This is a genomic window from Streptomyces platensis (assembly GCF_008704855.1).
In the GTDB taxonomy this organism is placed as follows: domain Bacteria; phylum Actinomycetota; class Actinomycetes; order Streptomycetales; family Streptomycetaceae; genus Streptomyces; species Streptomyces platensis.
Genome location: NZ_CP023691.1, coordinates 6,288,952 through 6,306,536 on the forward strand (window position 1 = coordinate 6,288,952; position 17,585 = coordinate 6,306,536).

General features: G+C 71.4%; 16 protein-coding genes. 9 read left to right on the forward strand and 7 right to left on the reverse strand.

Annotation, left to right across the window (positions count from 1 at the left end):
- Nucleotides 1-252 precede the first annotated feature (252 nt).
- Genes CP981_RS27990 through CP981_RS28000 form a run of 3 tightly spaced genes read left to right on the forward strand, consistent with a single transcriptional unit; the run spans nt 253 to nt 4,124 of the window.
- Nucleotides 253-1,329 carry a thiamine ABC transporter substrate-binding protein gene (locus CP981_RS27990; RefSeq protein WP_085927535.1) on the forward strand — a complete coding sequence of 359 codons (1,077 nt, stop codon included), beginning with the start codon at nt 253-255 and terminating at the stop codon, nt 1,327-1,329.
- The gene (locus tag CP981_RS27995) at nt 1,305-3,050 is read left to right on the forward strand and encodes an ABC transporter permease (RefSeq protein WP_425282170.1); all 1,746 of its coding nucleotides are present in this window, start codon (nt 1,305-1,307) and stop codon (nt 3,048-3,050) included. Before CP981_RS27990 ends, CP981_RS27995 begins: the two co-directional genes overlap by 25 nt.
- A complete protein-coding gene (locus CP981_RS28000) occupies nt 3,051-4,124 on the forward strand; it encodes an ABC transporter ATP-binding protein (protein WP_085927537.1) in 1,074 nt (357 codons plus the stop codon).
- Nucleotides 4,125-4,199: 75 nt separating this feature from the next.
- Here CP981_RS28000 and CP981_RS28005 read toward each other — a convergent pair whose 3' ends face one another.
- The gene (locus CP981_RS28005) at nt 4,200-5,138 is read right to left on the reverse strand and encodes a DMT family protein (RefSeq protein WP_085927538.1); all 939 of its coding nucleotides are present in this window, start codon (nt 5,136-5,138) and stop codon (nt 4,200-4,202) included.
- Between the two features lie 164 nt (nt 5,139-5,302).
- Nucleotides 5,303-6,469 (reverse strand): LOG family protein, encoded by a 1,167-nt coding sequence (locus CP981_RS28010; protein ID WP_085927539.1) that lies wholly within the window; start codon nt 6,467-6,469, stop codon nt 5,303-5,305.
- Between the two features lie 193 nt (nt 6,470-6,662).
- Between CP981_RS28010 and CP981_RS28015 the strand changes: the two genes are divergently transcribed.
- From CP981_RS28015 to CP981_RS28025, 3 genes are read left to right on the forward strand one after another with little or no spacing between them, the layout of a single operon-like run.
- A complete protein-coding gene (locus CP981_RS28015; RefSeq protein ID WP_085927540.1) occupies nt 6,663-7,304 on the forward strand; it encodes a TetR/AcrR family transcriptional regulator in 642 nt (213 codons plus the stop codon).
- Nucleotides 7,301-8,011 (forward strand): VC0807 family protein, encoded by a 711-nt coding sequence (locus tag CP981_RS28020; RefSeq protein WP_085927541.1) that lies wholly within the window; start codon nt 7,301-7,303, stop codon nt 8,009-8,011. Before CP981_RS28015 ends, CP981_RS28020 begins: the two co-directional genes overlap by 4 nt.
- An 8-nt stretch (nt 8,012-8,019) precedes the next feature.
- Entirely contained in the window at nt 8,020-8,292 is a 273-nt protein-coding gene (locus tag CP981_RS28025; RefSeq protein WP_244329811.1) for an FAD-dependent monooxygenase, read from the forward strand.
- A gap of 67 nt (nt 8,293-8,359) precedes the next feature.
- On the opposite strand, the gene CP981_RS28030 is transcribed toward CP981_RS28025, so the two are convergent.
- The 4 genes from CP981_RS28030 to CP981_RS28045 form a co-directional block, all read right to left on the reverse strand.
- Complete coding sequence (locus CP981_RS28030; RefSeq protein WP_085927542.1) at nt 8,360-9,538, reverse strand: hypothetical protein; 1,179 nt, start codon at nt 9,536-9,538, stop codon at nt 8,360-8,362.
- Nucleotides 9,520-10,260, reverse strand: coding sequence for an ABC transporter ATP-binding protein (locus CP981_RS28035; RefSeq protein ID WP_085927543.1), 741 nt, complete (start codon nt 10,258-10,260; stop codon nt 9,520-9,522). The genes CP981_RS28030 and CP981_RS28035 overlap by 19 nt, the downstream gene beginning before the upstream one ends.
- A gap of 214 nt (nt 10,261-10,474) precedes the next feature.
- Nucleotides 10,475-11,836 carry an aspartate aminotransferase family protein gene (locus CP981_RS28040; RefSeq protein ID WP_085927544.1) on the reverse strand — a complete coding sequence of 454 codons (1,362 nt, stop codon included), beginning with the start codon at nt 11,834-11,836 and terminating at the stop codon, nt 10,475-10,477.
- Nucleotides 11,837-11,838: 2 nt separating this feature from the next.
- Nucleotides 11,839-12,330 (reverse strand): Lrp/AsnC family transcriptional regulator, encoded by a 492-nt coding sequence (locus CP981_RS28045; RefSeq protein ID WP_085927545.1) that lies wholly within the window; start codon nt 12,328-12,330, stop codon nt 11,839-11,841.
- A gap of 170 nt (nt 12,331-12,500) precedes the next feature.
- Here CP981_RS28045 and CP981_RS28050 point away from each other — a divergent pair, with 170 nt between their 5' ends.
- Nucleotides 12,501-13,955, forward strand: a complete 1,455-nt coding sequence (locus CP981_RS28050) for a gamma-aminobutyraldehyde dehydrogenase (RefSeq protein WP_085927546.1) — start codon at nt 12,501-12,503, stop codon at nt 13,953-13,955.
- A gap of 115 nt (nt 13,956-14,070) precedes the next feature.
- Nucleotides 14,071-15,252 carry a polyamine ABC transporter substrate-binding protein gene (locus CP981_RS28055; RefSeq protein ID WP_085927547.1) on the forward strand — a complete coding sequence of 394 codons (1,182 nt, stop codon included), beginning with the start codon at nt 14,071-14,073 and terminating at the stop codon, nt 15,250-15,252.
- Here the strand turns inward: CP981_RS28055 and CP981_RS28060 are convergent.
- Nucleotides 15,194-16,204, reverse strand: a complete 1,011-nt coding sequence (locus tag CP981_RS28060; protein ID WP_085927548.1) for a LysR family transcriptional regulator — start codon at nt 16,202-16,204, stop codon at nt 15,194-15,196. The genes CP981_RS28055 and CP981_RS28060 overlap by 59 nt on opposite strands.
- Nucleotides 16,205-16,304: 100 nt before the next feature.
- Between CP981_RS28060 and CP981_RS28065 the strand changes: the two genes are divergently transcribed.
- On the forward strand, nt 16,305-17,585 hold the full coding sequence (locus tag CP981_RS28065) for an MFS transporter (protein ID WP_085927549.1): 1,281 nt from the start codon (nt 16,305-16,307) through the stop codon (nt 17,583-17,585).

Genomic DNA, 17,585 nt, shown 5'->3' on the forward strand with positions numbered 1-17,585 from the left:
CGCTGGTACGGTGTCGTCGAACAAATGCACATTCCGACAGGGGAGCGCCACAGCGCTGAGAGTGCGGAAGCGTCGTAGTCCTACGGTGCCCGCAGACCCTTGAACCTCGCCCGGGTCATTCCGGGTAGGAAGTTCGGTCGTCACTCATGCTGTTGCGCCCTGCCCGGAGTTCCCTCCCCGCGTCCCCGGACGCCGGGAGTCGTGGACACCGGGCAGGGCCGCGTCTCTTCCTGGCCAGCCAGGAGGAAATCAGTGAGCACCATCAGCAGGATCGCCGCGACGGCGATGGCCGCCGCGGTCGGGATGACCGCCCTCGCCGCCTGCGGGAGCCCCGGCGGCGGGAGCGCGGACGCCAAGACCGTCACGCTCGTCAGCCATGACTCGTTCAATGTCTCCAAGTCCGTGCTGGCCGCCTTCGAGAAGGAGAGCGGCTACAAGGTCACGATGCTCAAGGGCGGGGACGCCGGCAAGGCCGTGAACCAGGCGGTCCTGTCCAAGGGCAACCCGCAGGGTGATGTGTTCTTCGGTATCGACAACACGCTGCTCTCGCGCGGTCTGGACGAGGGGCTCTTCAGCCCCTACCGGGCCAAGGGGCTGGAGAGCGTCCCGGCGGGGCTTCAGCTCGACAAGGGCGAGCACCGGGTCACCCCGCTCGACTACGGCGACATCTGCGTCAACTACGACCGCGGCTACTTCACCCGGCACAAGATCGCGCCGCCGAAGACCTTCGACGATCTGCTGAAGCCCCGCTACAAGGGGCTGCTCGTCACGGAGAACTCCGCCACCTCCTCCCCGGGGCTCGCCTTCCAGCTCGGCACCATCGCGAAGTACGGCGAGCAGGGCTGGCAGAGCTACTGGAAGAAGCTCAAGGCCAATGGCGTCGAGGTCGTCGACGGCTGGGACCAGGCCTACAACGACCGGTTCTCCGGCTCCGCGGCGGGCAAGGGCAAGGGCGACAAGCCGCTGGTGGTCTCCTACGCCTCCAGCCCGCCCGCCGAGGTGCTCGGCAAGAAGCCCGCGCCCAAGGAGGCCCCGACCGGTGTCGCGGCCGGCACCTGCTTCCGGCAGATCGAATTCGGCGGTCTGCTGAAGGGCGCGAAGAACGAGAAGGGCGGCAAGGCGCTGCTGGACTTCCTGCTGAGCAAGAAGTTCCAGGAGGACGTGCCGTTGCAGATGTTCGTCAACCCGGCCCGTAAGGACGCCGCGGTGCCGGAGCTGTTCACCAAGTACGGCACGACGATCGACAAGCCGGCCACCCTGGCGCCCGGGACGATCACCAAGAACCGCGAACAGTGGATCAAGCAGTGGTCCTCGCTCGTTCTGAAGTAACGCCTTCGGACGTCAAGGGCGCCCGGCGCGGCAGGCCCGCGCGGGGGACGGCGGTGCGGCTCGGCCTGATGGCGGTGCCGCTCGCCTTCTTCGCGCTGTTCTTCGCCTATCCCGTCGTGGCGATCGTCGGACGGGGGCTCAAGGACGGCGGACAGTGGCAGCTCGGCCGGTTCGGTGCCGTGCTGAGCGACCCGGATGTCGTGCAGGTGCTGTGGTTCACCGTCTGGCAGGCGGCCGCCTCGACCGGGCTGACGCTGCTGATCGCGCTGCCCGGCGCCTATGTCTTCGCCCGCTTCGACTTCCCCGGCAAACAGCTGCTGCGGGCCGTCGTGGCGGTGCCGTTCGTGCTGCCGACCGTTGTCGTCGGCTCGGCGTTCCTGGCACTGGTCGGGCGGGGCGGGCTGCTGGACGACCTGTGGGGCCTGCGCCTGGACACCTCGGTGTGGGCGATTCTGCTGGCGCATGTCTTCTTCAACTACGCCGTGGTCGTACGGACCGTCGGCGGGCTCTGGGGGCAGCTCGATCCGCGGCAGGAGGAGGCGGCGCGGGTGCTGGGAGCCGGGCGGTTCGCGGCCTGGCGGCGGGTGACGCTGCCCGCGCTGGGGCCGGCCGTCGCGGCCGCCGCCCTGATGGTCTTTCTGTTCACCTTCACCTCCTTCGGGGTGGTGCAGATCCTGGGCGGCCCCGCCTTCTCGACGCTGGAGGTGGAGATCTACCGGCAGACCGCGGACTTCCTGGATCTGCCGACGGCCGCCGTCCTCACCATGATCCAGTTCGCTGCGGTGCTGGGCGTCCTGGCGCTGCACGCCTGGACCGTGCGCCGCCGGGAATCCGCGCTGCGGCTCGTGGACGCGTCGCAGACGGCCCGCCGGCCGCGCGGCCGCGGCCAGTGGGCGCTGCTGTGGGGGACGTTCGCGGTCATCGCCGTCCTGCTCCTCGCGCCGCTGGTGGTGCTCGTGGAGCGCTCGTTCGCCGGGCCGGACGGCTACGGGACGGTCTTCTACGCCGCGCTGGGCTCCGCCGCGAGCGCCGACAGCACCTTCGCCGTCGCCCCCCTGGACGCGCTGTGGAACTCCCTCGCCTACGGGGCCGCGGCCACCGCGATCGCGCTGGTGGTGGGCGGACTGGCGGCCGCCGCGTTGACCCTGCCCCGGCTGCGGCGCGGTCCGTCCGGGCGGACGCCCGTGATCAGCCGGTTCGTCGGCGGCTTCGACGCGCTGCTGATGCTGCCCCTGGGAGTCTCCGCGGTGACCGTCGGCTTCGGCTTTCTGATCACCCTCGACGCGCCACCGCTCGATCTGCGCGCCTCGTGGTGGCTGGTGCCGCTCGCCCAGGCGCTGGTGGGGGTGCCGTTCGTGGTCCGGACGATGCTGCCGGTGCTGCGGGCGGTCGACAGCCGGCTGCGGGAGGCGGCCGCCGTGCTCGGCGCCTCGCCCTGGCAGGTGTGGCGCGCGGTCGACCTGCCGATGGTGCGGCGGGCGCTGCTGATCGCCGCGGGCTTCGCGTTCGCCGTGTCGCTCGGTGAGTTCGGGGCGACGGTCTTCCTCGCCCGGCCGGACCAGCCGACGCTGCCGGTGGCCGTGGCCCGGCTGCTGGGACGTGCGGGGGAGCTCAACTACGGGCAGGCGATGGCCCTGTCGACCATCCTGATGGTGGTGTGCGCCGCGGCCCTGCTGATACTGGAGCGGCTGCGCCCCCTCGACCGATCCGGGGAGTTCTAGATGACGGCACGGGCCGGGAGCACAGCGCGGGAGCTGCTGCGGCTGGGCGGGGTGACCGTCCGCTTCGGCGCGGGCGGGGACCCGGCGCTGGACGCGGTCGATCTGGTGGTCGCCGCCCGGGAGATCGTGTGCGTCCTGGGGCCGAGCGGCAGCGGCAAGTCCACGCTGCTGCGGGTGGTCGCCGGGCTCCAGCAGGCCGACGCGGGGCAGGTGTTGCTGGAGGGGCGGGACCAGTCGGGGGTGCCCACCCACCGGCGCGGGGTCGGCCTGATGTTCCAGGACCACCAGCTCTTCCCGCAGCGCGATGTCGCGGGAAACGTCGGCTTCGGGCTGCGGATGCGGCGTACCCCGCGCGCCGACCAGGAGCGTACGGTCGCCGAACTCCTGGACCTCGTCGGGCTGCCGGGCGCCCAGCGGCGCGCCGTGGCCTCCCTGTCCGGAGGCGAGCAGCAGCGCGTCGCCCTGGCCCGGGCCCTGGCCCCCCGCCCCCGTCTGCTGATGCTGGACGAGCCGCTCGGTCAGCTCGACCGCGGGCTGCGGGAACGGCTGGTCGTCGAACTGCGGCGGCTCTTCCGGGAGTTGGGAACGACCGTGCTGGCCGTCACCCACGACCAGGGGGAGGCCTTCGCGCTCGCGGACCGGGTCGTGGTGATGCAGGACGGCCGGATCGCGCAGTCCGGCACCCCGTTGGAGGTCTGGCAGCGGCCCGCCACCGAATTCGTCGCGCGCTTCCTCGGCTTCGACAACGTGGTCGAGGCGACGGTGCAGGGCGACGCGGCCGCCACCCCCTGGGGGAAAGTGCCCGTTCCGGCGGCCACCCCGGACGGGCCGTGCCGGCTGCTCGTCCGCCCGGCGGGGGTACGGCTGACGGCCGCCGCGGAGGGCCTGCCGTGCACGGTCGCGGCCCGTACCTTCCGCGGCACCCATGTCGCGTTGCTGCTCCAGCCGGCCGCCGGCCCCCAGGTGGAGGCGGCCTGCGCGCTGCGGGACGCGCCCGAAGTGGGCGAGCGGGCGGGGATCGCCTTCCAGGCGCAGGACGTGGTGGTGCTGGACGCGGCCGCTCCGGCGGGCTGACCGCAGGGGCCCGTTGGGACGCAGGGGCCGTGGGCCGCTGACAGGCGCCCGCGTCCGGCAGTACGGAGGCGCGCCTCAGCGGGCCGCGACCTCCGTGGGCAGCGCGCCGGCCTCCGCCGTCCCGGCCCCAGGCACGCCGGGCTCCGGCTCCGGCTCGCCGAACCACGCGACCGCGACGGCGCCGGCCACCGCCACCACGAAGCCGAGAACGGCGACCCAGGCGAAGCCCGGACGGGACGCGTCCCCCAGCCACAGCACCCCGAGAATGCCGGGGATCACCGTTTCGCCCACCACCAGCGCCGCCGTGGCGCCGTTCACCGAGCCGATCTGGAGGGCGACGGTGTGCAGATACATGCCCCCGATACCGGCCACCAGAATCGCGTACAGGGCGGGGTCGCCGAGCAGCGACGGCAGGTGGAAGGGGTCCACCCCGTTCAGCACCCGTACGCCGACCCCGAGCGCACCGAAGCCCAGGCCGGAGAGCAGACCCGCCAGGATCGCGGCCCGCCCGCCGAGCAGCCGCACGATCAGGGTGCCGCCGCCCATCAGCACGACGGAGGCGACGAGCAGCCACCAGTGGGCGGCGATCGGGGTGTGGCCGCTGCCCTCCGGCCCCGCGGCCGTGGCCAGCAGTACCAGCGCCGAGCAGACCACCGCGATGGAGGACCACTCGGCCCGGCTGAGCCGGATGCCGAGAAGCTTGATGCTCAGTACGGCCGTGATCACGAGATTGGCGCTGATCACGGTCTGCGAAAGGAACAGCGGCAGTAGCCGGGCAGCCAGTGCGCCCAGCCCGAACCCGATGAAGTCCAGCACCGTGCCCACCATGAACTCCCAGGTCACGGCCGCCTTCGCGGTCGATGACAGGCTGGGCCCGCCATGCTGGGTCACCCCGGTGGTGGACGACGCGGCCGCCTCCCGGCGGGCGGATTTGCGGGAGCCCACCGCCTGGAGGACCGATCCCGTGCCGTAGCAGGCCGACGCCGCCACGGCCGTCAGAAGGCCGATGATCACCAAGAGCTCCGTTCGCCCGCTGTGCGCATTACTCGTTCATTACCTTCCTGGCAGACGTGCATTCGGGGGCGGGAGTTGCCTCCGCCGGCAAATACACCGGTGCGCCGCCGAACGGCAGTCGCGCGGAGCCCTCGACGCCGGGAAGCCGGCGGGCGACGGACGGGTCAGGAAGGCGCCTGGGTACGGAGGCGGGCCAGCGCCTCCGGGGCCTCGTCCACCGAGTCGACGAGGGCGATCCGGGCCGCCATGGGACGGTCCGCCGCCAGCGCCTGGAGCAGCGGCCAGGTGGGCAGCTTCTCCGTCCAGTGCGCGCGGTTCACCAGCACCATCGGGGTCGGCTCGCCCCGCGACTCGTAGTAGTTCGGGGTCGCGTTGTCGAAGATCTCCTGTACGGTCCCGGCCGCGCCCGGCAGGAAGACGACGCCGGCGTTGGAGCGCGCCAGCAGCCCGTCCTCGCGCACCGCGTTGACGAAGTACTTGGCTATGTGGGACGCGAAGGCGTTCGGCGGCTCATGCCCGTAGAACCAGGTGGGGATGCCGGCCGAGACGCCGCCGCCCGGCCGGCTCTCGCGTATCTCGAAGGCGGCCCGGGCCCAGTCCGTGACGGACGGGGTGAAGTGCGGTGTCTTGGCGAGGAGTGCCAGTGACCGGTCGAGCATCTCGTCCTCGAAGGGCGCGGCGTATGCCCCGAGGTTCGCCGCCTCCATCGCGCCGGGGCCGCCGCCGGTCGCGACGGTCAGCCCGTCGCGGGTGAGCCGGCGGCCGAGCCGGGCCGCGCCCGCGTACGCCGCGGAACCGCGCTCCAATGCGTGGCCGCCCATGATGCCCACCACCTGCGCACCGGCGAGGTGTTCGTCCAGGGCGTCGGACACGGCGTCGTCGTGGATGCTGCGCAGCATCGAGGCGAAGATGTCGCCGTCCGACTTGGTCTCCTGGTACCAGCCGTAGGTACGGGCGTCCGGGGTGGCGTCGAAGCCGCCGTCGGCCAGCCCCTCGAAGAGCTCGTCCGGGCCGTACAGAGCGCCCCGGTACGGATCGAACGGCAGGCCCGGCACGGGTGGGAAGACCAGGGCGCCCCCGGCACGCACCTTGGCGGCGGCGTCCGGCTCCATGGCGCAGCCGAGAAACACGGACTCCGTGGTGTCCGCGCTGAGCAGCGCGAACGTACGGTCCGTCAGGTCGACCGACTGGACACGATGTCCGGCGAGACTCCCCGAGGCGACCACCTGGTCGAACTCCTCCAGGGTCTCGATCTCACGGTCGTCGTGGTCGGCATGGGCGCGGGTGCGGCGGGACGCCGGCGGCGGTGAATTCGACTGCACGCCCGTCATGTTAGGACCGCGGTGTCGCTGCCCCGGGGGCGAGGTGCCTCTCCGCCCGGGGCCACCGCTTCGAGGACGACCCGCAGCGACCGCCGCGCGCCCGGCCCGGTACGTCCGTGCTCACGCGCTCGCCACCCCGCCGGTTCCGTCCCGGCGCCCCACCGTCTTGCTCGGCTGAGCAAACCTCGCTACCTTCTTGCTCATGCAAGCAAAAAACAGCACGGCCAAGCAAAAGGAGCGCAGGACCGGTCCCTCCTTCACGGAGACGGGACGCCGCGCCCAGATCGTCGCCGCGGCGATCGAGGTCATCGCCGAGGCCGGGTACCACCGGGCCTCCTTCGCGAAGATCGCGGAGCGCGCCGGGCTGAGCAGCACGGGGATGATCTCGTACCACTTCGACGGGCGGGACGACCTGATGCGCGAGGTCGTCACCGACGTGATGCGGCTCGCGGAGGGCTATCTCCGCCCCCGTATCGAGGCCCACGAGAGCTACGCGGCCCGGCTGCGCGCCTCCATCGAGGGCAACCTCGACCTGTTCGCCGAGTACCCGAACCACCTCGCGGCGATCGTCGAGATCCTCGCCAACCTCCGCGGCGGCGACCCCGGCATGGTCGCCTTCCTCGACACCACGGAGGCCAACCTCGCCGTCCAGGTGGAACAGCTCCGCACGGCGCAGCGGACCGGCGAGTTCCGGGAGTTCGACCCGTGGGTGATGATGCGGGCGATCCGCGCCGCCATCGACGACGTGGTGCGCCGTGCCACCCACGATCCCGGTCTCGATGTGCGGGCCGCCGGCCGGGAGCTGGCGGACCTGTTCGACCGCGCCACCAGAAGCACGTCATGACCACAGACACGGGGGCAGACACCATGGCAACGCCACACGCACCGCAGACCGGAACCGACGCGCCCGCGGTGGCGCCCGTCCCGGGCCGCACGGCGGCGCTGCGCCGGCGGCTCGCCGCGCAGCTGCTCTTCGAACTCGTCCTCCCGCTCGGCTCCTACTACGGGCTGCGCGCGGCCGGCGCGAGCCAGTGGCTCTCGATGGTCGCCGGCGGTGTGCTGCTGCTGCCGTGGATCGGCTACGGCATCGTGCGCCGGCGCCGGGTGGAGGCGATGGCGGTGTTCACGCTGAGCCTGGTGGTGGCCGGCACCCTGCTGTCCCTGATCAGCGGCAGCCCGCGGGTGCTGATGATCCGGGACAGCTGGCTGACCGCCGCGATCGGGCTCTGGGTGCTCGGCACGCTGCTCACCCGGCGCCCGTTCATCATGTCGGCCTCGCGCGGCATCGTCATCGCCAAGGTCGGCGAGGCCGGACTGGCCCGATGGGAGGCGCGGTGGGACGCGGAGCCGACGTTCCGTCACCACCTGCGGCTGGTCACGGCGGTGTGGGGCGCGGTCTTCCTGCTCGACGCGGCGCTGCGGGTGGTGCTGGCGTACACGATCCCGGTGGACGCCTTCCCGCTCACCAGCACCGTGCTCTGGCTGGCGCTCCTCGGCGGGCTGCTCACCTGGCACAACTGGTACCTCACCCGGCACGGCATGAAGCTGTAGGGCGAGCCGTGGACACCGACGCCGAGGTGCTGATCGCGGGGGCGGGCCCGACCGGCCTGCTGCTCGCCGGCGAGCTGGGCCTGGCCGGGGCGCGGACCGCCGTCGTGGAGCGGCTGCCCCAACGGACCGGCCGGTCCAAGGTGCTCCACCTCCAGCCGCGCACCGCCGAGGTGCTGGACTGCCGGGGCCTGCTGGAACCGGTCCTGGACCGTTCGATGGCCCTCCTCCCCTCCGGCCACTTCGCCGGGCTGCCGCTCGACTACGGCGCGGGTACCTGGTAGGCGGGAACGGCGGGCGCAGCACGGTGCGCCCGCCGTCCTCGGGGCGGGCCGCCCGGGCCCCGCACCCTCAGTGCACCAGCGGGAGCGTGGCCATCTCCGCGACGGTCCAGGTCAGCGGGGCCAGGACGAGGACCAGTGCCAGGAAGCGCAGGGCGGCGGCGCGGTGCAGTACCGAGGCGGAGGCGCCCAGGCGGCGGAGGGCCGCCGTGGTGTGGGCGCGGGCCGAGCGGGACTCCACCGCGGCGGTGAGCGCGCTGGCGGTGACACAGGCGAGGACGACCGCCGCGCCGACCGCGGTGAGCGGGCCGAACGGACTGGCGGGCGAGGACTCGTAGACCTTCACGGCGGCGTACGCGGCGGAGGCGACCGCGCACAGCACCCCGAGCGGGCGGCCGAGGCGGTGCGACTCCTCCTGGAGCACGCGGCCGGACAGCAGACGCAGTGCGCCGGGGCGGCCGGCGCAGAGCAGCCGCCCGCACAGATGCACCAGCCCGGGACCGGCCAGCACGAGGCCGAAGGCCGACAGCGCCCAGCCGGCCAGCACGCCGGGAGGGCTGCCGATCAGCCGGCCGGGCAGCGGCAGCAGTCCGCCGGGGGCGTGGGCGCCGCGGCTGGCGTATGCCTCGATCGCCAGGCCGGCCGCGGCCATCGCGATGCCCCACGGGAGGCCGGAGGGCTGGGCGGTCCGGGGGCGGCTGTCGATCTCGGGCGTGCCGGCCTCGTCGCGGGGGCGCAGGGCGACGGCGGTCGCGGCCGCGGCGGTCAGCGGCACCGTCGCCAGCAGCAGCAGGGCACCGACGAGCGGCACCGGGTGGCCGCTGCCGAGCAGGTCGGAGTCGAGACCGAGGGAGGACGGGCGGCCGAGCTGCCCCGGGCCGAGGTCGCCGCGCAGCCGGAGGAAGGCCAACAGGGCCAGCGCGACCCCGAGGAAGCAGGTCAGCGCGGTGGAGGCGGTGGCGAGCAGAGTGAGCCGGAGCGGGCCGAGACCGGCGGCGGTCATCCCGCGCTGGAGGCGGGCGGCGGGATCCGTACGCGCCGTGGACACCGCGAACTGGGCGGTGGCGGCGAGCGGGGCCGCGCACCACAGCAGACGCACCAGCGACTCGTCGGCCGCGGACGGATGGCCGGCGGCATGGCCGAGGGTGGAGAGCAGCAGGAAGCCGGTGCCGGCCGCCGCGGCGGTGACCGAGAGGCGGCGCAGCAGGACGAGGGGGCGCGAGCCGCGGGCTAGACGGAGAGCGAGCACTCTGCCCTGCTTTCCTCATCGGAGGCGCCGGTGGTGGCGGGCGCACCGCTCGACTGGTGGCCGTCGAGGAGCGCGAGGGTCCGGTCGGCGAGCGTGGCGACATCGGGGTCATGGGTCGCCAGGACCACGGTGATCTGGTGTGAGCGGGCCGCGGTGGTGAGGGTGCGCAGCACCTGGATGCCGTCGGCGCGGTGCAGCGGGGCGGTCGGCTCGTCGGCGAACAGCACCTGGGGCGTGGTGGCGAGCGCGCGGGCGATGGCGACGCGCTGGCGCTGGGACTGGTCGAGCTGCGCGGGGCGGCGGTTCGCGCACATGCCGACGTCGAGGCGGTCCAGCCATTCGAGGGCGGTGTGCTTGGCGGAGCGGGTGCCGGTGCCGCGGAGCAGGAGGGGGAGGGCGGCGTTCTCCCAGGCGGTGAGTTCGGCGACGAGGTGCGGTTCGGTGTCGATCCAGCCGAACCGGTCCAGCCGCAGCCGTTCGCGGCTGGGGGAGGAGAGGGTGTGCACCGGGGAGCTGTTGAACCACACCTCGCCCTCGGCCGGGACGAGTTGACCGGAGAGACATTTCAGGAGGGTGGTCTTGCCACTGCCGCGCGGGCCGGTGACGGCGAGGATCTCGCCTTCGGGGACGCCGACGGAGACTCCGGTGAGGGCGGAGGTGCCGCCGTACGCGTGGTGCAGGCCGCGGGCCCAGAGAACGTCGTTGTCAGGCGGGGCCACCATCTGCGCACCTCTTGTTGTAGGCGTCGAATCGTTCCCCCGACCGGGTGAACGACCATGGAGGGTATCGGTCACAAGCACGGTAAGGATTGGTGACCCCCGGTATTCGCCGCTTGGCAGCACAACGGCCCAGATTCACTCGTATGGCTTGAAGTGAGTGAATCCGGGCCGCTGGATATTCAATTGTGTACGAGTGGACCGGTTGGCGCCGTGAGGGTCAGAGCTTGGTCCATGCCTCGGTGAGGACCGTGCGCAGAATCTGCTCGATCTCGTCGAAGACCGGCTGGTCGGCGATCAGCGGCGGGGCGAGCTGGATGACCGGGTCGCCACGGTCGTCGGCGCGGCAGTAGAGACCGTTGTCGTACAGCGCCTTGGAGAGGAAGCCGTACAGGACGCGCTCGGTCTCCTCGTCGTTGAAGGACTCCTTGGTGGTCTTGTCCTTGACGAGTTCGATGCCGTAGAAGAAGCCGTTGCCGCGGACGTCGCCGACGATCGGCAGGTCGTGCAGCTTCTCCAGGGTGTTGAGGAAGTTGGCCTCGTTGTCGAGGACGTGCTGGTTGAGGCCCTCGCGCTCGAAGATGTCGAGGTTGGCGACGCCGACGGCCGCGGAGACCGGGTGGCCGCCGAAGGTGTAGCCGTGCAGGAAGGTGTTGTCGCCCTTGTAGAACGGCTCGGCCAGGCGGTCGGAGATGATGCAGGCGCCGATCGGGGAGTAGCCCGAGGTCATGCCCTTGGCGCAGGTGATCATGTCCGGGACGTAGCCGAACTTGTCACAGGCGAACGTCGTACCGAGCCGGCCGAAGGCGCAGATGACCTCGTCGGAGACGAGCAGTACGTCGTACTGGTCGCAGATCTCGCGGACCCGCTGGAAGTAGCCGGGGGGCGGCGGGAAGCAGCCGCCGGCGTTCTGCACCGGCTCCAGGAAGACCGCGGCGACGGTCTCCGGGCCCTCGAAGAGGATCTGCTGCTCGATCTGGTCGGCGGCCCAGCGGCCGAAGGCCTCGGGGTCGTCGCCGTGGATCGGGGCGCGGTAGATGTTGGTGTTCGGGACCTTGTGCGCGCCGGGGACCAGCGGCTCGAAGGGGGCCTTCAGACCGGGCAGGCCGGTGATGGACAGGGCGCCCTGCGGGGTGCCGTGGTAGGCGACCGCGCGGGATATCACCTTGTGCTTCATCGGCTTGCCGACGAGCTTGAAGTACTGCTTGGCCAGCTTCCAGGCGGTCTCGACGGCCTCGCCGCCGCCGGTGGTGAAGAAGACCTTGTTGAGGTCACCGGGGGCCTCGTTCGCCAGCCGCTCGGCCAGCTCCACCGCCTTGGGGTGGGCGTAGGACCACACGGGGAAGAAGGCCAGCTCCTGCGCCTGCTTGAAGGCGGTCTCGGCGAGCTCCACCCGGCCGTGGCCGGCGTTGACCACAAAGAGGCCGGCGAGCCCGTCGATGTAGCGCTTGCCCTTGTCGTCGTAGATGTTGGTGCCCTCGCCGCGCACGATCGTGGGCACGGGGGCATTCTCGTACGACGACATGCGGGTGAAGTGCATCCACAGGTGGTCGTATGCCGTCTTGGAGAGGTCGCCGCTCATTGCTATCTCGTTCCCCAGGTGTAGGTCTGCTTCCGGAGCTTGAGGTACACGAAGCTCTCGGTGGATCGGACGCCGGGAAGCGTGCGGATCCGCTTGTTGATCATTTCCAGAAGGTGGTCGTCGTCCTCGCAGACGATCTCGATGAGGAGATCGAAGGAGCCTGCCGTCATGACGACGTACTCGACCTCTTCCATGACCGTCAGGGCGTCGGCCACGGGGTCGAGGTCACCTTCGACGTTGATGCCGACCATTGCCTGCCGTCGGAAACCGACCGTGAGGGGGTCGGTGACCGCGACGATCTGCATCACGCCTTGGTCGAGCAGTTTCTGTACGCGCTGGCGTACCGCCGCTTCGGACAGGCCGACGGCCTTGCCGATCGCGGCGTACGGACGGCGCCCGTCCTCCTGGAGCTGCTCGATGATCGCCAGGGAGACGGAGTCGATCGACGGGGTGCCGGTTCTGTCATGACCGTTACGGGGAGCCACGCCGTTCACTGTGCACGAGCCTCGTCTGTCTTGCAACCCTAAACCGATGAAATTAGTCGTGTAGCGATCAGAATTTCACTGATTCCGTTGTTCCCGGGTGGTGGGTGTGTTGAAAACGTGGGTTCCATGGCTAGGGTGGATGTCCAAACCACCAGACTTCTGACTGAAGGGGGCGCACAGTGACCACCGCACTGCGTCGTCTGCGCAACTACATCGACGGGGAGTTCCGGGACGCCGCCGACGGGCGGACCACGGAGGTGGTCAACCCCGCCACGGGCGAGGCGTACGCCACCGCGCCGCTCTCGGCCGCCGCCGACGTGGACGCGGCGATGGCCGCCGCCGAGGCCGCCTTCCCCGCCTGGCGCGACCTGATCCCGGCCGAGCGCCAGAAGGTCCTGCTGAAGATCGCCGACCGCTTCGAGGAGCGGGCGGAGGAGCTGATCGCCGCCGAGTCGGAGAACTGCGGCAAGCCGGTCGCGCTCGTACGGTCCGAGGAAATCCCGCCGATGGTGGACCAGATCCGCTTCTTCGCGGGTGCCGCCCGGATGCTCGAAGGCCGCTCGGCCGGCGAGTACATGGACGGCTTCACCTCGATCATCCGCCGTGAGCCGGTCGGCGTCTGCGCCCAGGTCGCGCCGTGGAACTACCCGATGATGATGGCCGTGTGGAAGTTCGCCCCGGCGCTGGCCGCGGGCAACACCGTCGTCATCAAGCCGTCCGACACCACCCCGGCCTCCACGGTGCTGATCGCCGACATCATCGGCAGCGTGCTGGACGAACTGGGCCACTCCCGCGGCGTGTTCAACGTCATCTGCGGTGACCGCGAGACCGGCCGGCTGATGGTCGAGCACAAGGTCCCGGCGATGGCCTCGATCACCGGCTCGGTGCGCGCCGGTATGCAGGTCGCCGAGTCCGCGTCCAAGGACCTCAAGCGGGTCCACCTGGAGCTGGGCGGCAAGGCGCCGGTCGTCGTCTTCGAGGACACCGACATCGCCAAGGCCGTCGAGGACATCTCGGTCGCCGGTTACTTCAACGCCGGCCAGGACTGTACGGCCGCCACCCGGGTGCTCGTCCAGGAGTCCATCCACGACGAGTTCGTCGCCGCGCTGGCCAAGGCCGCCTCGGAGACCAAGACCGGCGCGGTCGACGACGAGGACGTGCTCTACGGCCCGCTGAACAACGCCAACCAGCTCAAGCAGGTCAAGGGCTTCATCGAGCGGCTGCCCGCGCACGCCAAGATCGAGGCGGGCGGCGAGCAGGTCGGCGAGAAGGGGTACTTCTTCGCCCCGACCGTCGTCTCGGGCCTCAAGCAGGACGACGAGATCGTCCAGCACGAGGTCTTCGGCCCGGTCATCACCGTCCAGTCCTTCAGCGACGAGAAGCAGGCCGTGGAGTGGGCCAACGGCGTCGAGTACGCCCTGGCGTCCTCGGTGTGGACCAAGGACCACGCCCGCGCCATGCGGATGTCCAGGAGCCTCGACTTCGGCTGTGTGTGGATCAACACCCACATCCCGCTGGTCGCCGAGATGCCGCACGGCGGATTCAAGAAGTCCGGCTACGGCAAGGACCTGTCGGCCTACGGCTTCGACGACTACACCCGGATCAAGCACGTGATGACCTCCCTCGACGGCTGAACCGGGGGAACGCTCCCGTCGGGCGGAACGCTCGACACACCGTCGCGGGCGGAGGCCCGGCAACTGACGCTCTGTCGCTTGCCGCCTCCGCCCGCGGCACGTGAGAGTGCTCGCCATGGCAGATCTTTCGCGGCGGGCGCTGCTCCGGGGTACGGGCGGACTGGGTGTGACGGGGGCGCTGGCCGCCATGACCGGATGCGGGGTGCCGCCGGCCTACGTCGAGACGGCGGACCGCGGCGGCCCGGACCGGTCGGCACGGGACCGCAGGCTCGTCTTCGCCAACTGGCCCCTCTACATCGACGTCGACGACCGCCACAAACAGCGCCGCCCCACGCTGGACGCCTTCGAGCGGCGCACCGGGATCTCCGTCACGTACACCGAGGAGATCAACGACAACGACGAGTTCTTCGGCAAGATCAGCCCGGCGCTGATGAACCACCAGAGCACCGGCCGCGATCTGATCGTCATCAGCGACTGGATGTGCGCCCGGTTCGTCCGGCTGGGCTGGGTCCAGGAAATGGACCGCGCCGCCCAGCCGCACGTCGCCCGGCATCTCGACCCGCTGCTGCGGAACCCGCACTTCGACCCGGGCCGCAGACACTCGGTGCCCTGGCAGTCCGGCATCACCGGCATCGCCTACAACCGCAAGAAGCTCGGCCGGGAGATCAAGCACACCGCCGACCTGTGGAAGGACGATCTGCGCGGCCGGGTCACCCTGCTCTCCGGGCTCGATGAGTCCTTCGCCCTGCTCATGCAGGGCGAGGGGGTGGACATCACCCGCTGGACGGCCGACGACTTCCACCGGATGACCGACCGGATCCGCCGCCTGGTGAGCAAGGGCCACATCCGGCGCTTCACCGGCAACGACTACATCAAGGACCTGGACTCCGGGGATGTGCTCGCCGCGCAGGCCTACTCGGGCGATGTGATCCAGCTCCAGGCGGACAACCCGGACATCGAGTTCGTGGTGCCGGAGGAAGGCGCCGAGCTCTGGGCCGAGAGCCTGCTGATCCCCGACCTCGCCGAGCACAAGCGCAACGCCGAGCGGCTGATCGACTACTACTACCGCCCCGAGGTGGCCGCCGACCTCGCCGCCTGGGTCAACTACGTCTGCCCCGTACCGGCCGCCCGCGACATCCTCGCCTCCTCCAAGGACAAGGAACGCGCCGCACTCGCCGAGGACCCGCTGATCTTCCCCGACGACGCGATGCGCAAGCGGCTGGCCATCGCCCGCGACATCACCTCGAAGGAGCGGACGGAGTTCGCCAAGGAGTGGAACGGGATGGTGGGGTTGTGAGCGGAGGGCCATAGGGGAGGCGCTGTGCACGCGGCTGCGGAAACCACGGCTCCGCAGCCGTGCTCATCTCGCGTGCCAGGGCCACCGTCAGGGCACGGAAGATGCGTACGTCGGGATGGGTGTCGGTGGTGCGGGTGGCAAGGACGCTGTGCGCACGAGGAGCGTCCAGCACCGTCACATAGCGGGTGCCGGGCCAGGGGTAGTAGCGCGCGAAGGAATGGAGGCCGGAGCCGGCGCCACGGCCCGCCGCCACACTCGTGAGGACGTCCTGAGGGGTGAGGGCGTAATCGGGCGCACGGTGCTCGCCGGATGTGAAGTACAGGTAGTCGGTGAAGTTGCGAGGCGTGTGCGGGGGCACCTGAAGGTAGGGCAGGTCGATGACATCGGCCAGGTGGACACCGGTTCCGGCGGCGTCCGCGAGGGGAGAACGGGCCGGGACCGCCACGATCCGCTGTTCGGTGGTGAGGAGGTCCACGTCGAGGCCCTCGGCTTCGAAGGCAGGGCGGACGAAGGCCACGTCCACGCGTTCCTCGCGCAGCGCGCTGATGTGTTCGGTGAAGTTCAACTGGACGAGTTCCAGGGGCACTTCGGGGCGCGCACGGCGGAAGGCGTTGACGGCGGCCGGGGTGACCTCGGCCGAGCCGTGACCCATGATGCCCACCCGTAGGGTGCGGACGGCCGCCGGCGGAGCGAGGGCGGCCTCGGTCACGTCCTCGACGGCCGCATGTGCCGCGGCGAGCAGGGTGCGGGCGTGGGAGACCAGCCGGTGTCCGGCGGCGGTCGGCACGACAGGGCCGTTGCCGCGGTCCAGCAGCCGGGCACCGAACTCCCGCTCCAGCTGCTGTACATGCAGGGTGACGGCGGCCGGGGACAGGAAGAGCCGGGCGGCCGCCCGTCCGTAGTGTTCCTCCTCGACCACCGCCAGGAACGAGGACAGCTTCCGCAGATCCATACGGGCCACGATACGACCGTGTCGCGCCTGGTCACCGGGGCATTGAGGATTCCTGAACGGGGGCAGCGCCGGGCAACGCCCGGACCGTACAACGGTCGCCATGAGCAAGCACGCCGCCCCGACCGCTGTACCTGAAGCCTCCACTCCCACCGCGCCGACGGGGTCGGGCACACCCGCGCCCGTCCCCCGGCACTGGCTGAGCGCGGGCTGGGTGATGACGGCTTCCGGGTGGAGTGCCAACCAGTTCTCCGCCCTGCTGGGTTCCTACCGCAGCGAACTGGGCCTGACCACGGCCGTCACGACCGCGCTGTTCGGCATTTACGTGCTGGGACTCATCCCCGGCCTGCTGCTGGGCGGGCCGCTCGCCGACCGGTGGGGCCGTCGGCCCCTCGTCTTCCTCGCGTTGGGCACGTCGGCTCTGGCCACCTGTCTGCTGATGACCGGCCCCGCGTCGGCCGCCTTCTTGTGGCCGGGGCGCTTCCTGACCGGGATCGGTGCGGGTGCCCTGCTGGCCGCGGGCAGCGCGTGGATCAAGGAGCTGTCCTCGCCCCCGTACGGCACCGCCACCAACCCGGGGGTGGCGGCCCGTCGATCCGGTCTGTTCCTGTCCGCCGGCTTCGCGACCGGCGGCCTGGCCGCCTCCCTCATCGCCCAGTGGGCGCCGCACCCCATGGTCACCGCCTATTTCCCGCACCTGATCCTCTCCGCCGTCGCGGCGCTCTGTGCCGCCCGCGCCCCGGAATCCGCTCCGGCTCACCCCGGTGAGACCTCGGTGGCTCCCGGGCCCGGCGCACGGCGGGAGCAGCGCGCCTCGGCGGCCGAGTTCCGCCGACTGGTCGCCCCCGTGGCTCCGTGGGTGTTCATCGCCCCGGCAATCGCCTTCGCCACGCTGCCCGGCCTGGTCGACGCCGGCCTGGAGGGCCGGCAGACCGTGTACGCCGGTGTGATCACCGCTGTCACCCCTGGTGCCGGCATCATGGTGGCGCCCTTCGCGCGTGCGCTGGCCGCCCGGCACCGCATCGCCACCGGCGCCCTCGGACTGGCCGCCGTCGCCCTCGGGATGCTGATCGCCGCGCTCGCCGCCGCACAGGCCCAGCCCGTGGTCGCGCTGATCGCGTCGGTGGTGCTCGGTGCGGGCTACGGCCTGTGCGTCGCCTACGGCCTCACCGAGGTCGCTGCCCTCGCGCCGGCGCACCGGCTGGCGCGGTTGACCTCGTACTTCTGGACGCTGGCATACCTGGGTTTCCTCGCCCCCTACGTGTTCACCCTGTGCACCGGTGTCCTTTCACCGCCCGCCGTCCTCATCGGCGCCGCGGTGCTGGCCGTGAGCACGCTCCTGGTCATCGCTTACCGCGGCACCCGCCAGGCGTCCGCGCACTGA